This window comes from Pseudomonas sp. SWRI50 (assembly GCF_014269095.1).
Lineage (GTDB): Bacteria > Pseudomonadota > Gammaproteobacteria > Pseudomonadales > Pseudomonadaceae > Aquipseudomonas > Aquipseudomonas kermanshahensis.
In genome coordinates this window covers 126664-153384 of the sequence record NZ_JABWRW010000008.1, presented here as the reverse complement: position 1 = coordinate 153384, position 26721 = coordinate 126664, and the positions used below count along the sequence as shown (strand labels likewise).

At 61.8% G+C, this 26721-nt stretch carries 28 protein-coding genes; 6 read left to right on the top strand and 22 right to left on the bottom strand.

Going from position 1 to position 26721, the window contains the following annotated elements; all coding sequences use genetic code 11:
- Nucleotides 1-38 precede the first annotated feature (38 nt).
- The 16 genes from HU750_RS11580 to HU750_RS11505 form a co-directional block, all read right to left on the bottom strand.
- Nucleotides 39-1727 carry a flagellin N-terminal helical domain-containing protein gene (locus tag HU750_RS11580; RefSeq protein WP_186679634.1) on the bottom strand — a complete coding sequence of 563 codons (1689 nt, stop codon included), beginning with the start codon at nt 1725-1727 and terminating at the stop codon, nt 39-41.
- 406 nt (nt 1728-2133) lie between these two features.
- On the bottom strand, nt 2134-3063 hold the full coding sequence (locus HU750_RS11575; RefSeq protein WP_186679632.1) for a ketoacyl-ACP synthase III: 930 nt from the start codon (nt 3061-3063) through the stop codon (nt 2134-2136).
- Nucleotides 3064-3357: 294 nt separating this feature from the next.
- Nucleotides 3358-4923, bottom strand: a complete 1566-nt coding sequence (locus HU750_RS11570; RefSeq protein ID WP_099428636.1) for a flagellar hook-associated protein 3 — start codon at nt 4921-4923, stop codon at nt 3358-3360.
- Between the two features lie 13 nt (nt 4924-4936).
- Nucleotides 4937-6979 (bottom strand): flagellar hook-associated protein FlgK, encoded by a 2043-nt coding sequence (flgK, locus tag HU750_RS11565; protein WP_186679629.1) that lies wholly within the window; start codon nt 6977-6979, stop codon nt 4937-4939.
- Between the two features lie 10 nt (nt 6980-6989).
- Complete coding sequence (gene flgJ, locus HU750_RS11560; RefSeq protein WP_085272499.1) at nt 6990-8144, bottom strand: flagellar assembly peptidoglycan hydrolase FlgJ; 1155 nt, start codon at nt 8142-8144, stop codon at nt 6990-6992.
- Between the two features lie 11 nt (nt 8145-8155).
- On the bottom strand, nt 8156-9265 hold the full coding sequence (locus HU750_RS11555; protein ID WP_099455884.1) for a flagellar basal body P-ring protein FlgI: 1110 nt from the start codon (nt 9263-9265) through the stop codon (nt 8156-8158).
- A gap of 12 nt (nt 9266-9277) precedes the next feature.
- A complete protein-coding gene (gene flgH, locus HU750_RS11550) occupies nt 9278-9973 on the bottom strand; it encodes a flagellar basal body L-ring protein FlgH (protein ID WP_016488460.1) in 696 nt (231 codons plus the stop codon).
- Nucleotides 9974-10021: 48 nt separating this feature from the next.
- A complete protein-coding gene (gene flgG / locus HU750_RS11545; RefSeq protein WP_099454947.1) occupies nt 10022-10807 on the bottom strand; it encodes a flagellar basal-body rod protein FlgG in 786 nt (261 codons plus the stop codon).
- 46 nt (nt 10808-10853) lie between these two features.
- On the bottom strand, nt 10854-11594 hold the full coding sequence (locus HU750_RS11540; protein ID WP_186679627.1) for a flagellar basal-body rod protein FlgF: 741 nt from the start codon (nt 11592-11594) through the stop codon (nt 10854-10856).
- Nucleotides 11595-11753: 159 nt separating this feature from the next.
- Nucleotides 11754-11945: a hypothetical protein gene (locus HU750_RS11535; RefSeq protein ID WP_186679625.1), complete on the bottom strand. Its 192-nt coding sequence runs from the start codon at nt 11943-11945 to the stop codon at nt 11754-11756.
- Nucleotides 11946-12103: 158 nt separating this feature from the next.
- The gene (flgE, locus tag HU750_RS11530) at nt 12104-13426 is read right to left on the bottom strand and encodes a flagellar hook protein FlgE (protein ID WP_186679622.1); all 1323 of its coding nucleotides are present in this window, start codon (nt 13424-13426) and stop codon (nt 12104-12106) included.
- A 27-nt stretch (nt 13427-13453) separates the two neighbouring features.
- Entirely contained in the window at nt 13454-14155 is a 702-nt protein-coding gene (gene flgD, locus HU750_RS11525; protein WP_186679620.1) for a flagellar hook assembly protein FlgD, read from the bottom strand.
- Nucleotides 14156-14167: 12 nt separating this feature from the next.
- Entirely contained in the window at nt 14168-14611 is a 444-nt protein-coding gene (gene flgC, locus HU750_RS11520; RefSeq protein ID WP_027593052.1) for a flagellar basal body rod protein FlgC, read from the bottom strand.
- 2 nt (nt 14612-14613) lie between these two features.
- Nucleotides 14614-15021, bottom strand: a complete 408-nt coding sequence (gene flgB, locus HU750_RS11515; protein ID WP_027593053.1) for a flagellar basal body rod protein FlgB — start codon at nt 15019-15021, stop codon at nt 14614-14616.
- A gap of 346 nt (nt 15022-15367) precedes the next feature.
- Nucleotides 15368-16195 (bottom strand): protein-glutamate O-methyltransferase CheR, encoded by an 828-nt coding sequence (cheR, locus tag HU750_RS11510; protein WP_027593054.1) that lies wholly within the window; start codon nt 16193-16195, stop codon nt 15368-15370.
- Between the two features lie 51 nt (nt 16196-16246).
- Nucleotides 16247-17176 carry a chemotaxis protein CheV gene (locus tag HU750_RS11505; protein ID WP_027593055.1) on the bottom strand — a complete coding sequence of 310 codons (930 nt, stop codon included), beginning with the start codon at nt 17174-17176 and terminating at the stop codon, nt 16247-16249.
- A 77-nt stretch (nt 17177-17253) separates the two neighbouring features.
- On the opposite strand from HU750_RS11505, the gene flgA reads away from it, so the two are divergent.
- From flgA to HU750_RS11475, 6 genes are all read left to right on the top strand, one after another.
- Nucleotides 17254-18006: a flagellar basal body P-ring formation chaperone FlgA gene (gene flgA, locus HU750_RS11500; protein WP_027593056.1), complete on the top strand. Its 753-nt coding sequence runs from the start codon at nt 17254-17256 to the stop codon at nt 18004-18006.
- A gap of 156 nt (nt 18007-18162) precedes the next feature.
- Nucleotides 18163-18477, top strand: a complete 315-nt coding sequence (flgM, locus tag HU750_RS11495; RefSeq protein ID WP_186679619.1) for a flagellar biosynthesis anti-sigma factor FlgM — start codon at nt 18163-18165, stop codon at nt 18475-18477.
- Nucleotides 18478-18527: 50 nt separating this feature from the next.
- The gene (locus HU750_RS11490; protein ID WP_027593058.1) at nt 18528-18995 is read left to right on the top strand and encodes a flagellar protein FlgN; all 468 of its coding nucleotides are present in this window, start codon (nt 18528-18530) and stop codon (nt 18993-18995) included.
- A 79-nt stretch (nt 18996-19074) separates the two neighbouring features.
- Entirely contained in the window at nt 19075-19818 is a 744-nt protein-coding gene (locus HU750_RS11485) for a flagellar brake protein (RefSeq protein ID WP_099454954.1), read from the top strand.
- Nucleotides 19819-19998: 180 nt separating this feature from the next.
- Nucleotides 19999-20595 carry a hypothetical protein gene (locus HU750_RS11480; protein WP_186679611.1) on the top strand — a complete coding sequence of 199 codons (597 nt, stop codon included), beginning with the start codon at nt 19999-20001 and terminating at the stop codon, nt 20593-20595.
- A gap of 108 nt (nt 20596-20703) precedes the next feature.
- Complete coding sequence (locus tag HU750_RS11475; RefSeq protein ID WP_186679608.1) at nt 20704-21282, top strand: hypothetical protein; 579 nt, start codon at nt 20704-20706, stop codon at nt 21280-21282.
- Between the two features lie 59 nt (nt 21283-21341).
- Here the strand turns inward: HU750_RS11475 and HU750_RS11470 are convergent, their stop codons facing one another.
- From HU750_RS11470 to HU750_RS11445, 6 genes are all read right to left on the bottom strand, one after another.
- Entirely contained in the window at nt 21342-22682 is a 1341-nt protein-coding gene (locus tag HU750_RS11470) for an MFS transporter (protein ID WP_027593061.1), read from the bottom strand.
- Between the two features lie 130 nt (nt 22683-22812).
- Nucleotides 22813-24054: a glutamine synthetase family protein gene (locus HU750_RS11465; RefSeq protein WP_186679709.1), complete on the bottom strand. Its 1242-nt coding sequence runs from the start codon at nt 24052-24054 to the stop codon at nt 22813-22815.
- 234 nt (nt 24055-24288) lie between these two features.
- Complete coding sequence (gene murB / locus HU750_RS11460) at nt 24289-25308, bottom strand: UDP-N-acetylmuramate dehydrogenase (RefSeq protein WP_186679605.1); 1020 nt, start codon at nt 25306-25308, stop codon at nt 24289-24291.
- The gene (locus tag HU750_RS11455) at nt 25305-25769 is read right to left on the bottom strand and encodes a low molecular weight protein-tyrosine-phosphatase (RefSeq protein WP_186679594.1); all 465 of its coding nucleotides are present in this window, start codon (nt 25767-25769) and stop codon (nt 25305-25307) included. The genes murB and HU750_RS11455 overlap by 4 nt, the downstream gene beginning before the upstream one ends.
- A complete protein-coding gene (gene kdsB / locus HU750_RS11450) occupies nt 25769-26533 on the bottom strand; it encodes a 3-deoxy-manno-octulosonate cytidylyltransferase (protein WP_099453299.1) in 765 nt (254 codons plus the stop codon). Before kdsB ends, HU750_RS11455 begins: the two co-directional genes overlap by 1 nt.
- Nucleotides 26530-26715: a Trm112 family protein gene (locus HU750_RS11445; RefSeq protein WP_003247142.1), complete on the bottom strand. Its 186-nt coding sequence runs from the start codon at nt 26713-26715 to the stop codon at nt 26530-26532. The genes kdsB and HU750_RS11445 overlap by 4 nt, the downstream gene beginning before the upstream one ends.
- Between the last annotated feature and the right edge of the window lie 6 nt (nt 26716-26721).

Below are 26721 nucleotides of genomic sequence, written 5' to 3'. Positions count from 1 at the left end.
GTCACCGTACCCTTCGTCAAACTACTTAGCGATCAGGATCAGCCCAGCAGTTTCAGCACCGACGACGGCAGCTGGTTAGCCTGGGACAGGATCGCGGTGGACGCCTGTTGCAGGGTTTGCTGCTTGGTCAGCTCGGCGGTTTCCGAAGCGAAGTCGGCGTCCTGCACACGGCTGCGGGCAGCGGTGGAGTTTTCCGAGATGCTGTTCAGGTTGGCAACAGTGCTGTCGAAGCGGTTTTGCACAGCACCCAGCTGAGCGCGCTGGCTGTCGATCTGAGCGATAGCGGCATCCAGAGCCTGGATGGCTTTCTGCGAATCGGCAGCAGTGGTGATGCTCAGGTTGGAAACGGTGGTTTCCTGGGTGATGGCTACGGAGCTGTTGGTGGTAGCCAGGCCCAGAGCGTCCAGACCGGTACCTTGGCTGCCGTCGGCAACGGTGATGTTCTCTTTCGAGAACAGCTTCAGGGTGTTGTCGGCGTTCTTGCTGGCGGTGACGCCGGTGCTCGCGGTGTTGATCGCCGAGATGATGCCGTCCAGGGTATCGCCCTTGGTGAACTTGACTTCAGTGCCGTTCAGGGAGATGGAGGTATCAGCGACCAGCTTGGCTTCGGTAGTACCGGCAGACAGACCGATTTTAGCCAGCGCGCCTTGGCCAGCGGCACCAGTGCCGTTGGTCAGGTTAATAGCTTTGCCATCAGCGGAGGTGAGTTCCAGGCGACCCTGGCTCAGGGTTGCAGTAACACCTGTTTTGGCAGTTTCATTATTGATGGCGTCAAGGACGTCATCCATATCTTGGCCAGCGGTAGCGCCTACGGCAGTACCATTGATATTGAAGGAAATGTCGCTTTCCAAGCCAGCAGCAACGGTAGCGGTAGCAGCGAAACCAGCCAAGCTGGCACCTGTGCCTGCAGCAGCGGTAGCAGTAAAGGTAGAGGCGGAGCTAAGTACGATTTGGCCAGTGCCATTCAACGACGCAGTGACACCAGTAGAATCTTTTTGAGCGTTGATTTTATCTGCTGCAAGCTGCGCGGTGGTCTCGGCATCGGTGAGCTCGATCATGGTGCCGTTCAGCGTCAGCTCAGTGGTATCGCCAGTCGCGTTCGGAGCATAAGTAACAGCGCCCGCACGGAAGGTACTGGCACCAGTAGCCACAGCACCAGTAACGACTGCAGACAAGTCAGTAGCCTTACCATCAGTCTTAGCTTCGCTGAACGAACCTTTCAGGCCAGTCGAGCTGATGTCGGTCATGCCGAACGAGATGGTTTCGTTGGCGCTGGAACCGATCTGGAAGCTGACGTTCTGGAACGAACCGTCGAGGATTTTACGACCACCGAAGGTGGTGGTGTTGGCGATACGGGTCAGTTCGCCCGACAGCGCGGTGAATTCTTGTTGCAGGGAAGTACGGTCGTCATCGCTGTTCGAGCCGTTGGCGGACTGCAGGGACAGTTCGCGCATACGCTGCAGGATGCTGGTCGATTCTTGCATCGCGCCTTCAGCGGTCTGGGCGATGGAGATGCCGTCGTTGGCGTTTTTCACGGCAACGCTCAGGCCTTTGATTTGGCTGGTCAGACGGTTGCCGATCTGCAGGCCGGCGGCGTCGTCTTTGGCGCTGTTGATTTTCAGGCCGGAAGACAGGCGGGACATCGAAGTACCCAGCGCGTCGGAAGCACGGTTCAGGTTCTTCTGAACGCCCAAGGAGGTGATGTTAGTGTTAACGGTCAAAGCCATGACGAATTCCTCGTTGAATGGATACAGCGGCTTCCGGCCCTGGCAACCGCCGGGTGTGGCCTAGAGAACCTTCGTAATGGTTATCGTCGGGTGCGCGGGTTGCTTGAGGGGTTTTTCAAAAAAAAAATGGTGGCACGCTGCCAGCCCAGTGAAATCAGGGGGTTAAGGGCGAATTTTTGACGTCAAAAACTGTGCAGAAAAAACCTGATGGCACTGCCAACCTGTGGGAGCGGGCTTGCCCCGCGAAACAGGCAACGCGGTGGATGGCACCGGCTTTGCCGGTGTTCGCGGGGCAAGCCCGCTCCCACAGGGGGGAGTTGAGGCAATTGGAGCCCTGTTTTAAGGCAGGCACAAAAAAAGCGCCGGGCGGTGGCCGCCGGGCGCTTTTTTTTGAGGCTGCTGAAGGTCAGTCGCGATAGAGAATCGCCGAGCCCCACGACAGGCCCACACCGAACCCGCTGATCGCCACACGCTTCCAGTTACCGTCGAGCATGTGCTTTTGCAGCAGCAGCGGCACGCTGGACGACACGGTATTGCCGGTCTCGAGCATGTCCTTGACGAACTTCTCCGGGTTTTCTTCCTCGAAGCGGCGCGCCACGGCATCGACAATCGCCGCGCTGCCCTGGTGAATGCAGAAGGCGTCGATATCCTTCGAGGTCAGCCCGCTGGCGTCGAGCAGCTCATGCAGGTGCGCCGGCACTTTGATCAGGGCAAAGTTGAACACTTGGCGGCCGTTCATGAAGAACTTGCCGTCGTTGACCTTCAGGTGCTCCGCGCCAGAACCGTCGGTGCCAAAACGCGCCTGGCCCAGGTTCCACACTGCATCTTCGCCCATCCAGGTGGCCGTGGCGGCATCACCGAACAACATGGTGGTGTTGCGGTCTTCCGGGTCGACGATTTTCGAGTACGGGTCGGCGGTGATCAGCAGGCCATTCTTCAGCCCTGCCGCTTCCATGAAGCCCTTGATCGCATACAGGCCATACACGTAACCCGAGCAACCCAGCGACACGTCGAACGCCGCCACGCGGGTCGACAGGCCAAGCTTGCTCTGGACAATGGCGGCGGTGTGCGGCAGGCCTTCTTCGTCACCGTTCTGGGTGACCACGATCAACGCATCGATCGATTGCGGATCAAGGTCAGGGTTGGCGGCGAACAGGGCCTGGGCCGCTTCGACGCACAGGTCCGAGGTTTCTTGGTCTTCGGCCTTGCGCGGCAGGAAGGACGCGCCGATCTTGCCGAACATGAACTCTTCGTCCTTGCCGAACTTCGCACCCTGGACGTAGTTGTCCAGGCCAGCGGTGGGCACGTAACTCGCGATGCTTTTGATGCCAATCATTCTGGCTTCCCAATGAAAACAGCCAAAGACCACCACTCGATGAATTGAGGGCGCCAAATACCGGAGCGTCACCCCACAGGGGGCGAGCAAGGCCTGGCAGCCTCGCTCGAATGCAAACCGGTAACAAAATGCTGCAACAGCTGCTGCATAGAATACAGGGAAGATGACCGTTTTGACTCATTGGTCACATTGAAATGCTACGAAAGCCTGGCGGGGGGTGTGGAGACTGGAGGGTTTTGCGGGGGGATTGAGGGATTTGGGGGCGCTTTGCGCCCCCAAAATCTCACAGCAAGATCAAAGCTTGTTGAACAGGCTCAACTGCGAAATCCGCGCAAACGCCAGCTGCGAGGCCTCGAGCATCGCCTGTTGCAGGGTCAGCTGGATGGTCGCCGACGCCATGTCGGTATCGCCAATGGCGCTCTGGGTGGTCTTGTTGGCCAGGCCCAGGCTGATGTTCTCCTGCTCCTGGATCTCCAGCGAGTTACCGCGCGCACCAATCGAACCGCGGGTAATGTCGATACGCTCACGGGCACTGGCCAGGTTGGAAATCGCCGAGTCGGTGGCCGTCTTGAGCGCTGCCTGCGCCTCCGGGCTGTCGACCGGCTTGCCCAGCGCCGTACGCAATTGGCCGAGGCTGTCGAGCACGTTCTGCGTGCGGTGCGTGTTGGCCGTCACCGCGAACTGGTCACCTTCGCCGGGCGCACTGTCGAGCTGGAAGGTCACGCCCGCCACCGTAACCGCATTACCCGCCCCGACCGTACCCGAGGCCACTGGCTTGCTGTCGGCACTGTACGGCTGCGCATACAGCGAATACTCGGTCGCACTGGTGAACTTGATCACCGCACCATTGCTGGGGAAGGTGCTGCGATAGGCATCGGCATCGGTGATGCTGCTGCCGGTAACCTGCGCGGTCGATGGGTTACCCGCACTGCGCGTGGCATTCAGGGTGTCGGGCTTGGCTTCGAGGGTGAACACATGGCCCGCCACCGCCGCGTCGGCATCGTCACCTTCCTGCAGGTTCAGGTTGATCTCGAAATCGACACCGCGCAGCGAAATCATCTTGCCGCCTTCGGTGTTGACGTCGAACTTGCCGTTGCTCGCGGTTTCGCTGGTGATGTCCTTGCCGGTGGCATCCTTGACGCTGTACTCGGTGGCACTGGTGAAGGTGATGGTGTACGGCTGGCCGCCGGCGAACTGGTTGTTGTAGGTGTTCGCCGAGGTCATCAGGCCACCGGACAACAGCACCTTGCCGTCATCCGGGGTCGGCGCCTGCAGGCTCGACTGCGTACGGCTGTTGTTGGTCGCCTGGTCAAAGATGCTGAAACCGCTGTCATTGGTCGCCAGGCTCAAGGTATCGGAAACCTGCAGGCTAAGCTGGGTCTGGTCACCCTGGTAGCTGTAGGTACCGTCGCTATTGCGCACGTAGGGCGGCGTTGACGACTTGGAGCCGCCGAACATGTAGTCGCCATTGGCGTCGCGGGAATTGAGCAGGCCGAAGACGTTCGCCTCGATCTCTTTGATCTCGCTGGCGATCGATGCGCGGTCGGCATCGCTCTTGCCACCGTTACCCGCCTCCAGCGCCAGCTCGCTGGCACGCTGCAGGGCATCGTTGATGGTCGAGAGCACGCTCTCTTCCTGCAGCAGGGCATTCTTGACCGTGGTCATGTTGCCGTTGTACTGGTCCAGCAGCGCGCTTTGCTGCTGCAGCAACAGCAGGCGCGCGGCACCGACCGGGTCATCGCCCGCCGTCTGGATACGCGACTTGGACGTGATCTGCTCGGTGGTCTTGGCCGTGTCCGAGAAGTTCTTCGAGTAGGTGTTGGCGCTGGTCTCATAAAACTGAGCAGTAGAAATACGCACGGCCAGCTACTCCTTAAAGGGCGTTGATCAAGGTCGAAAAGGTTTCTTGCGCCGCCTTGATGATCTGCGACGACGCGGTGTAGTAATGCTGGAACTTCACCAGGCTGGCCGCCTCGTCATCGAGGTTGACCCCCGACACCGCACTGCGGCTTTCGGCGGCGGACTTGAACACGGCCTGGGTCGCGGTGGTGTCGATGGCGGCCTGGCTGGCCTTGGCCCCCACGCGCTCGACCAGCGAGGCATAGGCCGAGGTGAAACTGGTGCCACCGCCAGAGCCGGTGGCCACGGTCGATTTGGTCTGCAGCTCCAGCAGCGAGGTAGCGTTGCGGTTATCGGCCTTGCCGTCGGCATTGAACGACAGGGTGAAGCTGTCGTTGGCAGACGGGCTGCCGCCGATGGTGGTCTCGACATTGAAACTGCGCGGCTTGCCGTCGCCATCAAGGATCGGCTGGCCAGCGGCATCGAGCATTGGCACGGCGATGGACAATTTGTTGTCCTGGCCAGGCACCACACTGCCGGTGCCGATCTGCGTGCCCTTGGCATCGAACAGCTTGTAGCCCTGGGAACCGCCGTTGGCGGCGTCGAACACCACGCGCACCGGCATCGAGTCACGAATCGCCTGCTGCACCAGCGCTGTATCGGCACCGCCGTAGATGTCCAGCGAGTCGCCCAGCACCGGCTGGGTGATGGTGCCGGTGCCACCGTTGCCGCTGCCCGCCGTGGCGCTGATCGGCCCGGCAAAGGCCAGTTTGTTGGCATCGGTCATGATGGTCGAGATGTTGCCCGCCGCGGAGCGGGTCGGGATCACCTTGAAGCTGTCCCCCGCTGCCAGGCCACCGCCCTTGAGCGCCAGGCTGAAGCCGTCGATCACCGGGGCCGGGTCGGCGTTCAGGTCGAAGCTGCCCATGTCGGTGCCGTCGGAGCGGCGCACGCTGTACTGGTTGGCGCTGGTGAACTTCACTTCGTAGTCGTAGGTGGTCAGCGCGCCGCTGTCGGCAATGGTCACATCGAGGTTGCCGGACCCAGCACTGTTGCTCGACGAAGCCAGGCTGCGCTGGGCCAATGCACTGGCGCTGTTGATGCTGGAGAACAGCGCGCTACCGAATTGGGCGTTGGCATCCAGGCCTTGGCCCAGCTGGCTGTTGATACTGTCAGCAACCACCAGGGCCACACGGCCGAGCTCGTTCATCGACGGCATCAGCACGTCCTGGCGGTAGCGCAGCAGGCCGCCGATCGTGCCACCGGTCACCACCGAGGTCACGTCGGAGCTGAACGACTCGTAGTTGATGCGCAGGCTGGCTTGGCTTTTGTCAGCCACACCCGGCTGCACCGACAAGGTGTTGGCCTTGACCCCGGTGACCAGTGACTGGCCACTGCCCAAGTAGACGTCGTAGTTGCCGTCGCGCTCCTGCACCGTGACCCCGACCAGCTCGTTGAGCTGGCGCACGGCTTCGCTGCGCGCATCCAGCAGGCTGTTAGGGGTATTGCCGGTGGCGGTGGCCGCGACAATCTGCTTGTTGTACTCGGCGATGTTGCTGGTGAGCTTGTTGACCTGGCCTGCGAGCGTGCCGAGCTGAGAGTTGATCGTTTCGTTCTGCTGGGTCAGCTGCGTGCCCACCGCATTGAAGCGGTTGCTCAGGGTTTGCGCCTGGGTCAGCAGCAACTGCCGCGAGGCGACATCACCCGGTGTGGCCGAAGCGGTCTGCAACGCCGAGAAGAACGCGGTCAGCACCGAGCTGATGCCGGTATCACGGTCGGCCAGCAATTTGTCGACGCTGGTGATCTGGTCCTGGAACGCCAGCGAGTCGGCCTGCAACGAGGTCGCGGTCTGCAACTGATTGTCCAGGTAGGCGCTGTAGATCCGGCGCACATCCGACAGCGTGGTGCCCGTACCCAGAAAGCCCGCGCCCATATTGTGCGAGGGGCCCGCAACCTGAACCGCTTGCTGGCGCGAATAGCCACTGGTGGCGGCGTTGGCAATGTTGTTACTGGTTACCGACAGTGCCGCCTGGCTGGCACCCAGGCCACTCAGACCGATCGAAATCAGACTCGACATGTTTTAGTCCTTATAGATTCGTAGTTCTGCCAGCCATGGCGTATTGCGGGGTTGCTTGCATTTGCTGGGCGATGCTGATGATCTTCTTCGCATAGCCCGGGTCGGTCGCATAACCTGCTTTTTGCAGCTCTCTTGCAAACTGCTCAGGGTTATCGGCCGCGTCCAGCGCACCTTGATAGCGAGAATTGCCCTGTAACAGGTTCACCAGGTCATGGAAGCTGTCCTGGTAGGAATCGTACGAGCGGAACGCTGCGGTTTCCTTGACGAACTGGCCATCGCGGAACTCGCTGGTGATCGCCCTCGCCTGCTCGCCCTGCCAGTTGCCACTGGCCTTGATGCCGAACAAGTTGTGGCTGCTGCTGCCATCGGTGTTGCGCATGACCGACTTGCCCCAGCCCGTTTCCAGGGCCGCCTGGGCGACCAGGTAACGCGGGTCGATACCGATGCGCTTGGCGGCCTGCTCGGCCATCGGCAGCATGGTGGCGACAAAGGCGTCGCTGTCGGCGAAGGCCTTGTTCGGCGCCAGCGGCGGCTGGGCCACGGCACGCCCGACAATGCGCAGGCCGTTTTCTGGCACGGCGAAGGCCTTGGCCACTTGCTGGCCGTCACGGGCCGGCACACTGGCGGTGTTGGTGGTCGCAGCCGACGGCACGATGCCTGCCAGCAGGCGGTCGGTGAGCTTGCTTGGTAAGGCCAGGCGCCGCGCATTGAGGGCCGCGACGTCATTGCGCGTTGCACTGGCCTGGGCGGCATGCGCGGGTTCGGCCACCTTGTTGCCCCACAGCGCCGGGCCACTGCCCTCGCTGCGCGGAAACGGGCTGGTGGCACCAGCCGTGCTCTTGCTCTTGGTCAACTGGCGCACCAGTACGTCCTGCAGGCCGATACCGCCCCCCTCGCGGGACATGCTCACGGCCAACTGCTGGTCATACATGTCGCGGTATTGCTTGACCGTCTCGGTGTTCATCGGGTTGTCGTCGGCCAGCACATCGCTGGCCTTGCGCGAGGCCTTGAGCATTTCGCTGATGAACAGCGACTCGAATTCCTGGGCCACCTTGCGCACGTTGGCTTCGCTGTCGCGGTCGCCGTGCTTGAGCGAACTCAGGCGGTTGAGGTCGGTGTAGGCGCCGCTGTCGGCACTGCCAGACACCAGGCTTTTGCTGTTCATGCGCGGCGTCCTCAGATCACGATCAGGTCGGCCTGCAAGGCGCCGGCCTGTTTCAGGGCTTCAAGGATCGCCATCAGGTCGCCGGGTGCCGCGCCGACCTGGTTCACCGCGCGGACGATTTCATCCAGCGTGGTGCCCGGGCCGAACTTGAACATCGGCTTGGCTTCCTGCTCGGCGTTGACCCGCGAACGCGGCACCACGGCGGTCTGGCCGTTGGAGAACGCGCCCGGCTGGCTGACGATCGGGTCTTCGGTGATGGTCACGGTCAGGCTGCCGTGGGTGACCGCCGCCGGCGACACCTTGACGTTCTGGCCGATGACGATGGTGCCGGTACGCGAGTTGATGATGACTTTCGCCACGGCCTGGCCCGGGTCGATTTCGAGGTTTTCCAGAATCGACAGGTAGTCCACGCGCTGACTCGGGTCCATCGGCGCACTGACGCGTACCGACCCGCCATCCACGGCCTGAGCAACACCTGGGCCGAGCAGTTCATTGACCTTGTCGACGATACGCTTGGCCGTGGTGAAGTCCGGGCGGTTGAGGTTCAGGGTCAGGCTGTTGCCCTGGTTGAACCCGCTCGGCACCGCCCGCTCGACGCTGGCACCACCGGGAATGCGACCGGCCGACGGAACGTTGACGGTGATCTTCGAACCGTCACGGCCTTCTGCATCGAAGCCGCCCACCACCAGGTTGCCCTGGGCGATGGCGTACACGTTGCCGTCGATACCCTTGAGCGGGGTCAGCAGCAGGCTGCCGCCGCGCAGGCTCTTGGAGTTACCGATCGACGAGACGGTGATGTCTACCACCTGGCCCGGCTTGGCGAACGCCGGCAGTTCGGCATGCACCGACACCGCCGCAACGTTCTTCAACTGCACGTTGCCGGAACCGGCCGGCACCTTGATGCCGAACTGCGACAGCATGTTGTTGAAGGTCTGCAGGGTGAACGGCGTCTGGGTGGTCTGGTCACCCGTGCCGTTGAGCCCCACCACCAGGCCATAGCCGATCAACTGGTTGGAACGCACGCCAGAGATGCTGGCGATGTCCTTCAAGCGCTCGGCCTGGGCCGCGAAGGCGCAGGACAGTAGCAGGGTTGCGGCAATCAGCTGCCTCACGTTGAACATGGTCATCTGTACTCAGAAAGGCCAAAGCGGGCTGATGAAGAAGCGGTCCAGCCACCCGGGCTGGCTGGCATCGGCAAACGAGCCGGTGCCCGAATAGGTGATGCGCGCATCGGCCACGCGGGTGGACGGCACGGTGTTGTCGGTGGCGATGTCATCGGCGCGGATCATGCCGGCAATGCGCACCAGCTCTTCACCGGTGTTCAGGGTCAGCCACTTCTCGCCGCGCACGGCGATGATGCCGTTGGGCAGCACTTCGGCCACGGTCACGGTGATCGAGCCGGTCAGGGTGTTACCCTGGGTGGCCTTGCTGTCGCCCTTGGTGGCGCGCTCGCCGTTGTAACCGGCCTCCAGCGACAGGTCACCGCCGCCGAACGGGTTGTTGGTGTTGGGCGTGCTGCCGAACAGCGAGGTCAAGCCGATGTCGGCCTTGCTGTTCTTCTGGATCTGCGAACCGGCGTTCTTGCTGGCCGAGGTCTTCTCGTTAAGGGTGATGGTGATGATGTCACCGACCCGGAAGGCCTTGCGGTCGCTGTACAGGTTTTGCTCGAACCCGGCCTGGTAGATCGAACCGTTGTTGGCCGCCGCCGGCAACGGGGTGCGCGGCAACACCGGCGCATAGTACGGGTCGTTGGGCTTGGGCGTCGGCCCGACGCAACCTGCCAACAACACCGCTCCCCCCAGGGCGAAGACGGACAACAGACGATTCATGACGCTTACCTCACGGTGTATCTGGGCTACGGGGCCGGGATCAGGGGCTTACAGCTGCTGGGTGACGAACGACAGCATCTGGTCGGCGGTAGAGATGACTTTCGAGTTCATCTCGTAGGCACGCTGGGTGGTGATCATGTTCACCAGCTCTTCCACGGTGCTGACGTTGGAGTTCTCCAAGGTCTGCTGCAGGGTGGTGCCGAAGCCGTTCAGGCCTGGAGTGCCGACTTGCGGCGCGCCGCTGGCAGCGGTCTCCAGGAAGAGGTTGTTGCCCATTGCCTGAAGACCCGCAGGGTTGATGAAGTCGGCAGTCTGGAGGTTACCAATGACCTGAGCAGCCGGGTTACCGGCAGTGGTGATCGACACGGTACCGTCCTGGCCAACGGTGAACGTCTGTGCATCATTCGGCACGACGATCGCAGGCTCCAGCGCCAAGCCATCGGCATTGACGATCTGGCCATCGGAGTTCAGGTGGAAGGTGCCGTCACGGGTATAGGAAACAGTGCCATCCGGCTGCAGAATCTGGAAGAAGCCACGCCCATTGACCGCCATATCCAATGGATTCTCGGTGGTCTGCAAGCTGCCGGCGGTGAAGTTCTTCTGGGTGCCGACAATGCGCACACCGGTACCCACTTGCAGGCCCGAGGGCAGCTCGCTGTCTTGGGTCGACTGGGCGCCGGGTTGACGCTTGATCTGGTAGAGCAGGTCCTGGAATTCGGCGCGATCACGTTTGAAGCCGGTGGTCGAGACGTTGGCCAGGTTGTTGGAAATGACCGTCAGGTTGGTGTCCTGGGCGGACAGGCCGGTTTTAGCGACCCAAAGAGCCGGAAGCATGCTGTTCTCCTCGTGCGCCTGTTTTACGGCACCCGTTCAAATGTGATTAGCCGATTTGCAAAACCCGAGCCATGGCTTCGTCGCCTTCCTTGGCCGTGTTCATCATCTTGACGTGCAGTTCGAACTGACGGGACAACGCCAGGACCGATGTCATTTCCTCGACGGCGTTGACGTTGCTGCCTTCCAGGAAACCCGACACCACGCGCACGTTGACGTCGGCATCTGCCGGTTGGCCATTGGTGGTGTGGATCATGCCGTCCAGGCCCTTGGTCAGGCTTTTAATGTCGGGGTTGACCAGCTTGATGCGGTCGACTTCGGCCATCATGCGCGGGTCTTCGCCCATGGCGCGGATGCTGATGGTGCCGTCTTCACCCACTTCCACTTTTTGCTCTGGCGGAATGGCAATCGGGCCGCCGTTGCCGATCACCGGCATGCCGTTGCCGGCACGCAGCACGCCCAGGGCGTCGATGTTCAGGCTGCCGGTGCGCACGTAGGCTTCGCTGCCATCCGGTGCCTGTACAGCGATGAAACCCTTGCCGGTTACGGTCACGTCCAGCTCGCGGCCGGTCTCGACCATCGGGCCTTCGCTGAAGTCGGTGGCCGGGCGCTCGGTCATGGCAAAGGCGCGCGCCGGAAAGCTGTCGCCAAACACCGGCATCGAGCGCGCCTGCTCCAGGTCGCGCTGGAAGCCGTTGGTGGAAATGTTCGCCAGGTTGTTGGCATGGGCCTTCTGCGCCAGCGCGTTCTGGCTGGCGCCGGTCATGGCCACGTAAAGCATCTTGTCCACAGCATCTCCTATGCGCGTACCTGCCGCGCTGTCACTGAGCAGGGATAAGCAATAATCGAACCAGGTCCGCAAACCAATGAATTCAGGGGTTGCAGCGCGCCGAGAGGCAAAAACCGTCAGTTTGTCGGCGGATGTTTGCCGCGAGCGGCAAGGCAGTGTTCAGTACGTCCGGCAACCGGCGTTGTTGTAGGGGCCGGAAAAGCGCACCCAGCCTTCGCCTGGGTTGGTGGCCGAGCACATGAAACGGCCGGTGGTCAGGCTTTGCCATTGGTAGAAGGGGGCGGGGGCAGCGGCGAGCAAGGGGGCCATGGCGAGGACGGGGAGAATCGCTAGTAGCAGCAGCCTTTTCATGGGGTAAACCTTTGGGATTTTGGGGCCGCTTTGCGGCCCTTTCGCGACGCAAGGCCGCTCCTACAGGGATCGCGTCGACCTGTAGGAGCGGCCTTGCGTCGCGAAAGGGGCGCGAAGCGCCCCCTATTGCAGACAACACTCCACCAAACCAACCACCATCAGCTCATCTGGATGATGGTCTGCATGATGGTGCTTTGAGTGGAAATGGTCTTGGCGTTTGCCTGGTAGTTGCTCTGCGCCTTGATCAGGTTGACCAGCTCGCCGGTCAGGTCGACGTTCGAGTCTTCCAGCGCGCCGCCGGTGATCTGCCCCAGCGTCCCGGTATCCGGCTGGCCGACAACAGGCACGCCCGATGTGTAGGACTCTTTCCAGGCAGTGCCGCCCACCGGCGTCAGGCCTTGGAGGTTGGCGAAGTTGACCAGCGCGACCTGGCCGATCACCTTGTTCTCACCGTTGGTGAAGTTGGCGAACATGTTGCCGCTGGCATCGATGCTCAGGCCAGACAACTCACCCGTCGCAAAGCCATCCCCGCTCTTGGCGGTAGTCGCGGACGCGGCGTTGTATTGCGTGGTGGCGATCATGTCCAGCTTGACCCCGGAGGCATGCGCGTTGGCGCCGTTGGCCGCCCACACACCTGCAACTGTCTTCTGCGCCGGCACCCAGCCGTCCAAGTTGAAGGTCTTGTCGGCGTTGATGCTGAGCCCACCTGCCACTGCACCCTCGTTCATGAGCGCCGTGTCCAAGGTGCCGTCACTCTTGAATGGCAGCGTGTTTGCCAGCGGGGTGGTCGACGTCGGGTCGGCTGGGTTGCGGCCGTCGATGGTGGTGTACATGGTCCAGGAGTTAGTACCCTCATCCTTCATGAAGTACTGGTTCATCTGGTGCAGGTTGCCCTGGCTGTCATACACATCGGTGTTGAAGGTGTAGTTGTAGGTCTTGACGTTACCCGGGTCGAACGGCGACTCGGCCGGGGCGGTATCGCTGGACTTGAGGTTGAGCGTCTCCGTGATGCGCCCGGTAGGGTTGGGCGTCAGGTTGGACGTGTCGATCTTCAGGTCAGTCAGCGCGCCTGGGACGACATTGCCATTGCCATCTACACCATACCCTTGCAGCTTGGCGCCCGACGAGCTGATGACATTGCCTTCCTTGTCGCTGTAGAACATGCCGGCACGGGTGTAGATCTTCGAGCCATTGTCATTCAGGGCGAAGAAGCCGTTGCCGTCGATCGCCATGTCCAGGGCTTGGCCGGTGCCGTTGATATTGCCCGGCGTGAACATCTGCGACACCGATGCGGTTCTCACACCAGTGCCGACGACCGTCTTGCCGCCACTGGTGCCGCGAATGGAGTTGGAGTACTGATCCGCGAACTCGGCGCGCGAAGCTTTGAAGCCGGTAGTGGCGACGTTGGCAATGTTGTTGCCAGTGACGTTCAGGGCCTTGTTTGCTGCATTGAGGCCGCTAAGGCCGGTATTGAAAGACATGTGCTACTCCTGTCGTTAGCTTAGGCCCTAGATGCCAATGGTTTGAACTTTGGACAGCGCAACGCTGCCCAGCCCGGCGAGGTTGAGCGTCATTTCTGCGCCGTTGGTACCCATGGTCACACTGGTGACCGTGGCCGGCAGGTTGGTGGTCATGGCCGTGGACGTGCCATCGATACTGGCGGTCGCCTTGAAGGTGTAGGTACCCGCCTCCAACGGCTCGCCGTCGTCGTCCAGGCCATCCCAGGTGAAGTCGGCCTTGCCAGCAGCCTTGGAGCCCAGGTCCAGGGTGCGCACCAGCTTGTCGTCTTTGTCATAGATGCCGACAGACGTGGCGGTACTCGACGAGGTCAGGTTGACCGACCCTTTCATCTCTTTGCTGGTGTCGACCAAGGCCTTGTCGGTTTGGACGATCACATTGCGCCCAACCAGCGACGAGGCCTGCAGTGCCTGCGAAGACTGGAACGACCCGGCGATGTAGTTCACCGTGTCGTTCAGGGTCTGCATGCTTTCAAGGCTGCTGAACTGCGCCAGCTGCGCAACGAACTCGCCGTTTTCCTGCGGGTCGAGCGGGTTCTGGTTTTTCATCTGCGTTACCAGCAACTGCAGGAACGCATCCTTGCCCAGCGCACTGCCGGCAGCGCCGGTGCTGCTGTCGGTTTTGCTGGTCTGCTTTTGCAGCGAGGTCAGGTACGCGCTGCCGACGTCACTGGTGGAATTGGTCGTGGTCATGTCGGCTTCCTATCACTGACCCAAGGTCAAGACTTTCTGCATCATGCTTTTGGCGGTGTTCATCAGTTCGGCGTTGGTCTGGAACGCACGGCTGGCAGAGATCATGTCAGCCATCTCTTCAACCACGTTGACGTTCGGGTAGTAGACGTAGCCGTCCTTGTTCGCCGCGGGGTGGTTAGGCTCGTAGCGCGCCTCCAGATTGCTCTGGTCTTCGACGATGCCTTTGACCTGCACGCCCTGCCCCGCTTCGCCCTGGTCCTCGAACAGCGACTGGCTGGCGCCGCCCTGTGCGTTCTGGAAGGTGGTGGCGAACACCGGGTGGCGGGCGCGGTAGGTCTGGTCGATGCTCGACGACACGGTCTCGGCGTTGGCGATGTTCGAGGCCACGGTGTTGAGGCGGGTGTTCTGCGCGCTCATGCCGCTGCCGGCAATGTTGAAAACACTGGAAAGGGACATGGTTACTCTCCGCGCAGGGCCGAAACCAGCCCTTTGAATTTACTGTTGAGCAAGGTGAAGCTGGCCTGGAAACCGATGGCGTTTTCCGCGTAGTTCGATTGCTCGATCTGGGCATCCACGGTGTTCTGGTCGATCGACGGCTGCAACGGCGTGCGGTACTTGAGCGCCTCGTCGCTGAGGGCCAGGCCGTCGGCCTCGATGTGCCGGCTGTTGGTCCGGTCCAGGGCGAAGCGGCCGCTTTGCTGCTTTTCACTCTCGGCGGCGAGCACCGAAGAGAAGTCCATGTCACGCGCCTTGTAGTTGGGCGTGTCGGCGTTGGCGATGTTGTTGGCCAGCACTTCAGCGCGCTGGGCGCGGAAGCCCAGGGCCTTTTCGTGAATGCCAAGCGCCTTGTCGAAACTGATGCTCATGTCGGGGAAACCTTCGGAGGTTGACCGGAGTGTCGTTGGTCAAGGTATAGCAAGGGCTGTGCCAACCGGCTTAAAGGCCGGAAACACGGGGTTGCAAGGGGGATGCTGGCAGGCGGGATGCCAGAAAAGCGGCAAAGTGCTTCCGCTTGGGGAAAGAAAAGCGGCAATCACCGGGCGGCAAATGCGGCAAAACAAAATATTGACGTCAGACCATCACAGTTGAATCCAGGCCCGTGTAGGAGCAGCCTTGTGCTGTGAAGAGGCCGGTGCAAGTGCAGTAAATCTACTGTGGCTTCACCGGCCTCTTCGCAGCGCAAGGCTGCTCCTACAGGAATCGCGCTTGGCTTTACTTGGCCTGGTAGATGATCCCTGGGCTGCACTGCACCATCTGGTAATGGTCCGGCAACCCGTTCAGCGCCTCCGAGGCGCCGAGGAACAGGTACCCGCCAGGCTTGAGCGTGCTGTGGATGCGCAACAGGATGTCCTTCTTCACCTGGGCCGAAAAATAGATCAGCACGTTGCGGCAGAACACGATGTCGAACTTGCCCAGGCTCGCGTAGCTGTCGAGCAGGTTGAACGAGCGGAACTCGACGCGGCTGCGAATGGCCGGCTTGACCGCCCAACGCCCCGGCCCTTTGGGGTCGAAGTAGCGCTGCAGGCGCTCTTGCGACAGGCCGCGGGCGATGGCCAGGCTGTCGTACTCACCGGTTTTGCAGTTGTTCAGCATGGTCCCGGACAGGTCGGTGGCAACGATCTGCGCGCCCATCTTCAACTGGCCCAGGTTGCTGCGCTCGAACTCGTCGATGGCCATCGAGATCGAGTAAGGCTCCTGCCCCGACGAGCACGCCGCCGACCACATGCGCAGGCGCTGGCCTGGGTTGTTCTTGATGAACTCGGGGATGACCTTGTTCTTCAACACCTCGAAGGGGTAGCTATCGCGGAACCACAGGGTTTCGTTGGTCGTCATTGCGTCGACCACCTGTTCGCGCAAACCGCTGCGCGGCTGGGCCTGGATGCGCTGCACCAGCTCGCCCAGGCTCTTGATGCCCTGTTGCTCCATCAGCTTGTTGAGACGGCTGGAGACCAGGTACTGCTTATTCTCGCCCAGCAGGATGCCACAGGCTTTCTCCAGGAAGACCCGGAACTGTTCGAAATCCAAATTACCCGTAGACACTCTTGCCGCCTCTTTTCAATCGCTGGTGCAGGGAGCGGGCTCCCGGCTGCTTCAATGCGTTGCCTTGATCCGGTCGACCACGCGCTGGGCCAGGTCGTCCGGCTTGAACTTGGCCAGGAAATCATCGGCGCCGACTTTCTTGACCATCGCCTGGTTGAATACCCCGGAGAGCGAAGTATGCAGGACGATGTGCAATTTTTGCATGCGCGGATCGCTGCGGATCTCTGCGGTGAGCGTATAGCCGTCCATTTCTGGCATTTCAATGTCCGAGATCATCATCAGGAACTCTTCTTCCGGCCGCTTGCCCTCCTCCACCAACTGGCGCAGGTAATTGAGCGCCTGGCGGCCGTCGTTGAGCGCCACCACCTCGACACCGACGGTTTGCAGGCAGCGGCTGACCTGCTTGCGCGCCACCGACGAATCGTCGACGGTCAGCACCCGCAGCAGCACAGCCTTGTCCTGCACCTCGGCATCGACCACCCCGGCAGACACCTGCTCGGACGACGGCGCCACTTCGGCCAACACCTTCTCCACGTCGATGATCTCGACCATGCGGTTGTCCACACGGGTGACGGCGGTCAGGTAATGGTCGCGGCCGGTGCCCTTGGGTGGCGGGTGGATTTCTTCCCAGTTCATGTTGACGATGCGCTCGACCGAGTGCACCAGGAAGCCCTGGGTCTTGGTGTTGTATTCGGTGATGATCACAAAACTGTTGCACGTGTCTTCCTGCAGCGGCGCCAACCCGGTGGCCATCGACAGGTCGAGGATCGGGATGGTCGCCCCGCGAATGTTGGCCACGCCGCGCACCACCGGGTGTGACTTGGGCAGCAAGGTCAGCGCCGGGCACTGCAGCACCTCTCTGACCTTGAACACGTTGATGCCATAGAGCTGACCGCCATTGAGGCGAAACAGCAACAATTCCAGGCGATTCTGCCCCACCAGCTGAGTGCGCTGGTTGACCGAATCCATAACACCCGCCATGCCAGACTCCTTAACGTTTCAGCCTTTCGTTGCAACTCAGGTACCGAGTCGGCACGGGCTTTGCTTTTTTGAGCGCCATGTACACGAAAACGACATTTTTCCGACGATTGACGCACCTGCTGACTGGCTCGCTGGCCACGCTGTGCCTGCTGGCGCCCAGCGTTCGCACGCTGGCGGACGCTTTTACCTTGCCTGAACAGCTTATCGGTGTCACCCAAGGGTTTCTTGAATTCACCGTAGAAGATTATCTGGCCAGCACCCAAACCGCCGGCCGTTACGAAATCCAGGTCAGCACCCTCGACCCGCGCTTGCGCATGCCGCTATGCAGCCAGCCGCTGGACGCGTCGCTGGAAAGCCCCGCGCAGCCGCTGGGCCGGGTCACGGTGCGGGTCCGCTGCGACAGTGCCGCGCCGTGGACCGTGTTCGTGCCGGCAACGGTGCGGCTGTTCCGCGACGTGGTGGTGGTCACCCGCCCGCTCAAGCGTGACAACGTGGTAGGCGAAGGCGACGTGGCACTGCGCGAGCGCGATGTCGGCACCCTCGGCCAAGGTTTTCTCAGCGAACTGGACCAGGCGGTGGGCATGAAGATGCTGCGCCCCACAGTCATCGACCAGGTCCTTACCCCGCAGCACCTTGAGCAAGCCGAAGTGGTGCGCAAGGGCGACCAGGTGGTGATCATCGCCCGCAGCGGCAGCTTGAGCGTGCGCATGCCCGGCGAAGCGTTGAGCAAGGGCGGCCTGAGCGAACAGATCCGGGTGCGCAACCTGAATTCCAAACGGGTGATCAAGGCCAGGGTGACCGGCCCCGGCCAGGTCGAGGTGACAATGTAGCGGCATTGTGCTAGCGGTGTGGAACCGCTTTTCCTAAACTGTGTCAGAAAACGGGTTCGCGAGCTTGCTGACAGGCGGCTACGCAATTGGGCCTAAAGTTTCTTTCGGGTTGGCCGAAAACAAGGCAAGCGTCCAAATACCCAGGGGTTTCTGATCATGGTCATCGACTTCAGTCGTTTGAATAACTCTCCGTCCGTTTCGGGCGGCGTTCGCGGCAATGCTGCGGCCGGTACCGCCGAAAAGGCCGCTGCCAGCCCGGAAGCGCCAAAAGGCACCACCGCCAGCGGAGAGGCAGTACACCTCAGCCAAGAGGCACAGCAGTTGCAGAAGGTCAGCGATACGCTGCGCGACCAGCCCGTCGTCAACAGCGCCCGCGTGGCCCAGTTGAAACAGGCCATCGCCGATGGCAGCTACCAGGTCGATGCCGGCCGGGTTGCCAGCAAACTGCTCGATTTCGAAGCCCAGCGCTGACCGTTCGGCGCGCTGACTTCACGGACGCTTACTAAAGCCAAGAGTTAGCCATGCACGACACCACCTTGCTGCAACTGATCGAAGATGACATCGCCCCGATGCAGGAACTGCTCGAGCTTCTTCAAAAAGAAGCGATTGCCCTGCATGGCCGCGACATGACGCTGCTGGAACAGATCCTGGCCCGCAAGCAGTCATTGATCATCTTGCTCGAGCAGCATGGGCAGCGGCGCAGCCACTTGCTCACCAGCCTCGGCCTCAGCGCCGACCGCGCCGGTGTGCAGGCAGTGGCCGCGCAGTCACAGCATGGCGACGCGATGCTGCAACGGCTGGACATGCTCTCGCAACTGATGGACACCTGCCAGCAGGTCAACGAGACCAACGGCCGGATCATCCAGGTGCAGCAACACATCACCAACAATCAGGTCAGAATCCTCATGGGTGGCGATTCTCCGTCGCTCTACGACAGCCGCGGCAGCACCTCGCTGCTGGCCAAGCCGCGCGCCCTCAGCCAAGTGTGATACTTCTATCAAGCCACGTCACATACTGGCAAAATGCCGTTACTTGCGTGTGTCGTTTTTGCCTGGAGAGTGATTAGCCGTGTTCAATGAAGCCGATGCCCCGCAGCCGCCAAAGGTGCTCAGTACGCCTTTGGAGATCGCGGCCAACCTGCGACAGCTGCAAGAAAGCCATGACCCCCTGATCATCACCTTCCCTGATCGCAGCCAGCGCTTCCAGAGCTACGTGGTGCATGTCGACCGCGACAGCAATACCCTGGCACTGGACGAGATGATCCCCCGCGACGGCGAAAAATTCATCGAGAACGGCGAACCCTTCCGCGTCGAGGGCTTCCACGATGGCGTGCGCATCGCCTGGGAATGCAATGCCCCACTGACCATCAGTGAAGTCGACGGCCATCGCTGCTACCGCGGCGCGATGCCTGAAGAAATGACCTACCATCAGCGCCGCAACGCCTTCCGTGCTGCGCTGAAGCTGTCGCAGCTGGTCGACATCATCCTCGACGGCACCCACCTCAAAGGCAATGGCGCCCTGCGCGGCAAACTGCTGGACATCTCCGCTACCGGCTGCAAATTGCGTTTCGACGGCAACGTCGAGGATCGCCTGCAACTGGGCCAGGTGTACGAGCGTTTCAAGGCTGGCAACCCGCTGGGCCTGGTCGACACCATGGTCGAACTGCGCCACCTGCACTTCGAGGAGCGTATCAACACCACCTTCGCGGGCGTGCGCTTCCATAACCTCAGCGGCCAGGCGCAGCGCAAGATCGAGAGTTTCGTCTACCAGCTGCAGCGCGAAGCGCGACGGTTCGATAAAGACGATTATTGATTTCGCCGTCCAGTAGAAAAACGCCACCCTGCGGGTGGCGTTTTCATGTGTGCTAAGCCTGTGCATTCGAGTTACAGAGACAGGCCGCCGGCCCAGGACTGTTTCCCCATTATCAGCGAACCGCCGACTGCTTAACGTGTCTTGTGCCTGACATTAGGCACGACCAAGAGCGAGACACTGATGATTCACTCAAACTTTACTGCCGAACTGCATTGCCAACATGGCCGAGTGGGGGTTGCGGCAACAGGGTATTATGACAGTCCATTCTCACCGTTGTCGCAAGGGTGGCTGTGCCCAGATGAAAAGCAAGCCGACACCGCTTACCTGACCCCCGTCGTCTTCGACTTCACATTCATCGAGCAGAGAGGCGACCGCATTCATTACCACATCAACTGCTCAGACACCTTTGACTATGCCGGTGCACGACTGGCACAGGATAACAGCGGTTGGTTGTGCTTATACGGCATGAGTGTCGCAGGCAGAATCTGGAATGCATTGAACCCCGCCAACTTGTTCCCTCAGTCACAGCCAGAGTGGAAGTTCGAGCTCCTGCAGCCTTGGGACGGAGATATCGAAAGCGTCGAAGAGGTCGAATTTTATCTGCGAAACCGGCATGGTTACAGAATCGCACTGGTGGATAGCCACCATGTAGATACGAGCGCACCACGCTGGGCATTGGAAAAGCAGCCAAGAACGTACGAACACTGGTACCTACACGCTGGCACCAAGGACGGCGAAATCTTGAGGTTCTGCCTTCGTAACGTCAAACCTGCTTGACGCCCCATCGTACTAACCAGAAGGGATTCCCAGTTACCGTTGTTTGAGCAACTGCATAGTGTGGCTTACGCCGCGCCGACTTCAGGCGCTTTCAGGAGCCGGGACACTATGATTCGTTCTACATTCACCGCCGCGCTGCATTGTCAATATGGCCAGGTCGGGGTGGTCGATACGCCTTTATGGGCCCACCCGTTTTTTTCCGCTGACCAAGACGGCTGGCTGTGCACCGATTACAAGCGAGGCGACTCCGTCAGCTTCAGGCCGATCGAATTCACCTTTACCTTCATCGAGGCAGCGAATAACCGTCTTCATTACAAGATCAACTGCACGACTGGCGTGAAGTTTCTCAGCGGGCGGCTTGAGCAGAACTCAAATGGCTGGCTGGGCTTGTATGGGTATGCGTGGGGGGATGATCTTGCCAACTGTATTTTCCCACCCAGCCTGCTGGCCCGGCTGCCTGCCCTGCAGGACACGTGGAAAATGGAATTGCTCGGCCCCTGGGATGGCGACCTGGAGAGCGCCGAGAATGTCGAGTTCTACCTGCGCGACGAAAAGGGCCACAGAGTCGCGCAGGTTGAATCCAGGTATTCGAGAAATAGGCCACCCCTACGTCACTGGTTCCTGCACGCGGGCAACAAAGCGGGCGACATACTGAGATTCCACCTGCACGGCATCAAGGTTGAATGACTGCCGCGTGGCCCACCGATGAAGCGAGCAGCGCCCCCTTCATCGGTGCCCACACCGCATCACACCGACCTGTCGACCTCGACCTCAGGCTTGACCCCACGCTCACTCGCCGCCTGCTCTTCTTCGGTATCCTCGGCCGCCACCGGCGTCTGCATCACATCCTGCACGGTCTGCTCATCGACCCGCGGGTCGAGCGCCGCCGACAACGGCGAGCCGGCCGCCGGCATCGCCACGTGACCCAACGGAGCGTCCTGCACCTGGTGCAGCCCGGTGACCGCTTTCGGCCGAATGCGCCACACCAGCACCAGCGCGAAGAACACAAAGAAGGCATAGAGCATCTGCGCGCCCAGCACCTTCATCAAGACCCCCGCTGCCAGCGGCCCGATACAGGCACCCACACCATAGGTGACCAGCAGCATGGCCGTCAGCGAGACGCGGCGCTCGCTCTCCACATGGTCATTGGAAAACGCCACGGCCAACGGATACAGGCAAAACTGCAGCAACGAGATGACAAAGCCGATGCCGAACAGCAGCTCCAGCGGCACGCTGGGCAAGATTGCCAACGGCGCAGAGGCCAGCGCCAGCCCCACCGCAGCACTGCGGATCAGTACCGCGCGGTCGTAGCGATCGGACAACCAGCCCAATGGCCACTGCACCACCAGCCCGGCAAAGATGCAGCTACCCATGAACAGACCGATCTGCTCGGTGCTCAACCCCTGGCTGGAGGCGTACAGCGGCGCCAGGCCGTAGAACGAACCGACGATCAAGCCCGAGCCCAGCACCGTACTGAGTGACTGCGGCACGCGCTTGATGAAAAACTTCGGCTCCATCGGCGCCGGCCGCAAAGGCGCCGGGTGGATGCGCCGGGTCATTGCCACCGGCACCAGGCACAGGGCAAAGCACATGGCGACCAGCATCAGCAACTCAGGGCCGAGTTCAGGGTGCACCACCAGGATCAGCTGGCCGAGTACCAACCCGAGGTAGGAGGCGATCATGTAGCCACTGAACACCGCACCCCGGTGCTTGGCGTCGGCTTGTTCGTTGAGCCAGCTCTCGATGACCATGTACTGGCACATCATCCCCAAGCCGACCACCATCCGCAGCCCGACCCAGGCCGGTAGCCAGTTGGTCATGCCATGGCCAAGCACCGCGGCACAGACGATGCCGGCGCAGGTCGCATAGGCGCGGATGTGCCCTACCCGGCCGATCAGCCGGTGGCCGACCTTGCCGCCCACGGCCAGGCCAAAGTAGTTGGCGGCCATCAACGCACCGACCCACAAGCTGTCGACATGATCGGCTGCCAGGCGCAGCGCCAGGTAGGTACTGAGCAGGCCCGAGCCGATAAGCATCATCAAGGCAGCGAAATACAGCGACTGAAACGGCTTCCAGATGTTTCGCATACGTCCCGTCGGGCTCCCTGGTCAGGTGGCGTTGGCTTGCTGGCTAGCATAAAAGCAATTTTGCCGCGGCGCAGTCCCCTGCCGGCGAAATAGCCAACAGGGGACGCGTCCAGTAGTGGTTGTGTCGCGATCAGGCCTGTGCCGCCAACACACGCCGCTCCCAGGGTGTGATCTCGTCGTAGAAATCGCTCAGTTCCAGGGTCTTGGTGGCGACGTAGCCTTCGATGAACTCAGCCCCGAACAGTTCCCGCGCCAGTGCACTGCGCTTGAGCCGTTCCAGTGCAGCGTGCAGTGTGCATGGCAGGCTCAGGTGCTCTGGCACAGCGAACTCACCCTGAATCGCCGGGGCCGGCTGCAGGCGTTGCTCGATGCCATGCAGCCCGGCAGCCAGGCTGGCGGCGATGGCCAGGTAAGGGTTGGCGTCGGCGCCCGGCAGGCGGTTCTCGACACGCCGGGCCACCGGCGCACTGGCCGGGATGCGCAGCCCTGCGGCGCGGTTGTCCTCGGACCAACAGGCATTGTTGGGCGAGGCGTAGGGGTGACAAAGCCGCTGATACGAATTGACGTTGGGCGCGAACAGCGCGGTGAAGTCGGCCATGCACGCCTGCTGGCCGCCGATGAAGTGGTAGAAGGTCTCGGTCGGCTGCCCCTGGTCATCGCTGAACACATTTCGGCCGCTGTCGATGTCCACCAGGCTCTGGTGGATGTGCATGGAACTGCCCGGCGTATGCGCCAAGGGCTTGGCCATGCACACCACGCTCAGCCCATGCTTGAGCGCCACTTCCTTGAGCAGGTGTTTGAACAGGAACGTCTGGTCGGCCAGCAGCAGCGGGTCACCGTGCAAGAGGTTGATCTCGAACTGGCTGATGCCCATCTCGTGCATGAAGGTGTCACGCGGCAGGCCAAGCGCCGCCATGCAGCGGTAGACCTCATTGAAGAACGGCCGCAGGCCATTGTTGGAGCTGACACTGAACGCCGAATGGCCCAGCTCCCGGCGGCCATCCTTGCCCAGTGGCGGCAAGAACGGCTGCTGAGGGTCGGTGTTAGGCGCGAAAACAAAGAACTCGAGCTCTGTCGCCACCACCGGCGCCAGGCCCAACGCCGCATAGCGAGCGATGACCGCCTTGAGCTGACCACGGGTGGACAACGCTGAAGACGTGCCATCCAGTTCGTTGGCATCGCAGATTGCCAAGGCCCGGCCGTCTTCGCTCCAGGGCAGGCGGTGAATTTGAGCGGGCTCAGCCACCAGCGCCAGGTCGCCATCATCACTGCCGTAGAACTTAGCCGGCGGGTAGCCACCCATGATGCATTGCAGCAGTACACCGCGCGCCATCTGCAGGCGCCGGCCTTCGAGGAAGCCCTCGGCGGTCATCACCTTGCCGCGCGGTACACCATTGAGGTCGGGGGTGACGCATTCGATTTCATCGATGCCCTGGAGGTGCTCGGCGAGGGTGCTCGGGCCTGGGGTGGTCATGACGCTTGTCCTTGTTGTTATAGGCTGGCAACAACATAGGCTGGGGGTGTTTAAAATATCAAGCACCTGATTCTGGACGGCCCCCATTCTGTTGGAGCAGCGCAAGGCTGCTCCTTGTATCTACAGCACGCCTCAGTACAGGTTAGGCTCCATCTCCAGCTCAACCCCGAATCGTTCGTGGATATCTGCCTGAATCCGCCGCGCCAGGTCATGTAGCTGCGCCCCGCTCGCCTGGCCATAATTGACCAGCACCAACGACTGCAACCGATGCACGCCGGCATCGCCATCGCGATAGCCCTTCCAACCCGCCTGCTCGATCAACCACCCTGCCGCCAGCTTCATCTGGCCATCGGCCTGAAGATAAGCCACGACACCCGGGAACTGCCCCCGTATACGCTCGACAAGCGCGGCAGACACCACTGGGTTCTTGAAAAAGCTCCCGGCATTGCCCAACTCGGCTGGGTCCGGCAACTTCTCGCGGCGAATGCTACAGATGGCATCACTGATCGCCTGCGCACTCGGCTGCACTACGCCCCGCTCCACCAAGCGCTGACGCACGGGGCCATAGTCCAGGTGGGCTTGCAGTGTATGGGTCAGCATGAAGCGCACGCGCAAGATCAGCCAGCGCCCAGGGTTACGCTTGAACAGGCTGTCGCGGTAGCCAAAGGCGCATTCTTCCAGCCCAAAGTCACGCAGCTCGCCGGTCTGGCGGTCCAGCGCGGTCAAGCCGGCGAACACGTTCTTGATCTCGACGCCATAGGCGCCCACGTTCTGCATGGGCGCAGCGCCCACCGTGCCCGGGATCAGGCTGAGGTTCTCCAGCCCGCAAAAACCGTGTGCCAGCGTCCACTGCACGAACGGGTGCCAGGGCTCGCCCGCCTCGGCTTCGACCACAACGTGCTCACCGTCATCGCTGAGCACGCGGCGGCCACGGCTGGCCATGTGCAGCACCAACGCGTTGACATCACCGGTCAACAGCAGGTTGCTGCCACCGCCAAGGACCAGCACCGGCACGCCACGACGGTGCGCCTCGGCCAGCGCCTCACGCACCTCGTCATCGTCATGCACCTGGCTGAAATGCCGGGCCCTGACGTCAATGCCAAAGGTGTTGTAAGGCTTGAGCGAAACGTGCTCCTGCCACAGCGCTGTCATAACCGCCCCTTGATTTCCACGACCAACGCTTCACACGCTTCCTCGATCAGGTCCAGGACTTGCTCGAAACCCTCCGCGCCGCCGTAGTACGGGTCTGGCACTTCTTCCAGCTTCGCGCCATAGCGGCGCAGGAACAGGTCGAGCTCGCCGGGCGCAGATTGCGGGCGCAGGGCACGCAAATGGCTCAAGTTGCTCTCGTCCATGGCCAGGATCAGGTCGTACTCGGCAAAGTGGGCCACATTGACCTGCTGGGCGCGCTGCTGCGAAAGGTCGTAGCCCCGCGCCAGTGCGGCCTTGCAGGTGCGGCTGTCGGGCGCCTTGCCGACATGCCAGTCACCGGTACCGGCGGACGCCACGTGCACCTGCTCGGCAAGCCCCGCGGCCTGCAACTGATGGCGCAGCACGCCTTCGGCGGTAGGCGAGCGACAGATGTTGCCCAGGCAAACGAACAGGACGCGCATCAAGCCTCCAGCAAGCGCCGTACGCGCTCCAGGTCTTCAGGGGTATCGACACCCACCGCGGGTGCCTCGAGGGCGTCTTCGACATGAATGCGCACGCCATGCCATAAGGCACGCAATTGCTCCAAGGCTTCGGTTTGCTCGAGCCAGCACGGCCCCCAACCGACGAAGTCCTGAAGGAAGCCCACGCGGTAGGCATACATGCCGATGTGGCGACGATAAGGCACGCCTTCCGGCAGTTGCTCGCGGTTGGCGGCGAAGGCATCACGCGCCCAGGGCAGCGGCGCACGGCTGAAGCTCAGGGCCAGGCCGTTCTTGTCGCAGACCACCTTGACCGCATTAGGGTTGAACACCACCTGTGGCTCGTGGATCGGCTCGGCCAACGTGGCGATACCGGCTTCCGGGTGGGCCGCCAGGTTGGCCGCCACCTGGTCGATGATGACCGGCGGAATCAGCGGCTCGTCGCCCTGCACGTTGACCACGATGGCGTCGGCGGGCAGCCCGAGGTGTGCCGCCACTTCGGCCAGGCGGTCGGTACCGGATTCATGGTCGGCGCGAGTCAGCAGCACTTCGGCGCCAAATGCCTGGCAGGCCTCGACGATGCTGGCGTCATCCGTGGCGATGACCACACGGCTGGCCGCGCTCTTGCGCGCCTGTTCCCACACGTGCTGGACCATCGGCTTACCGGCGATCAGCGCCAGCGGCTTGCCCGGCAGGCGCGAAGAGCGCAGGCGGGCGGGGATCACTACCGTGTAGTCCAGGCTCATTTGTCCAGGCGCTCATCGTCGGTCAAGGTACGCGCTTCGCTTTCCAGCATCACCGGGATGCCGTCGCGAATCGGGTAAGCCAGGCCCGCGCCCTTGCTGATCAGCTCGGTCTTGTCGGCGCTGAGCTTGAGCGGGCCCTTGGTGATCGGGCAGGCCAGGATATCGAGCAGTTTGGTGTCCATGGAAGC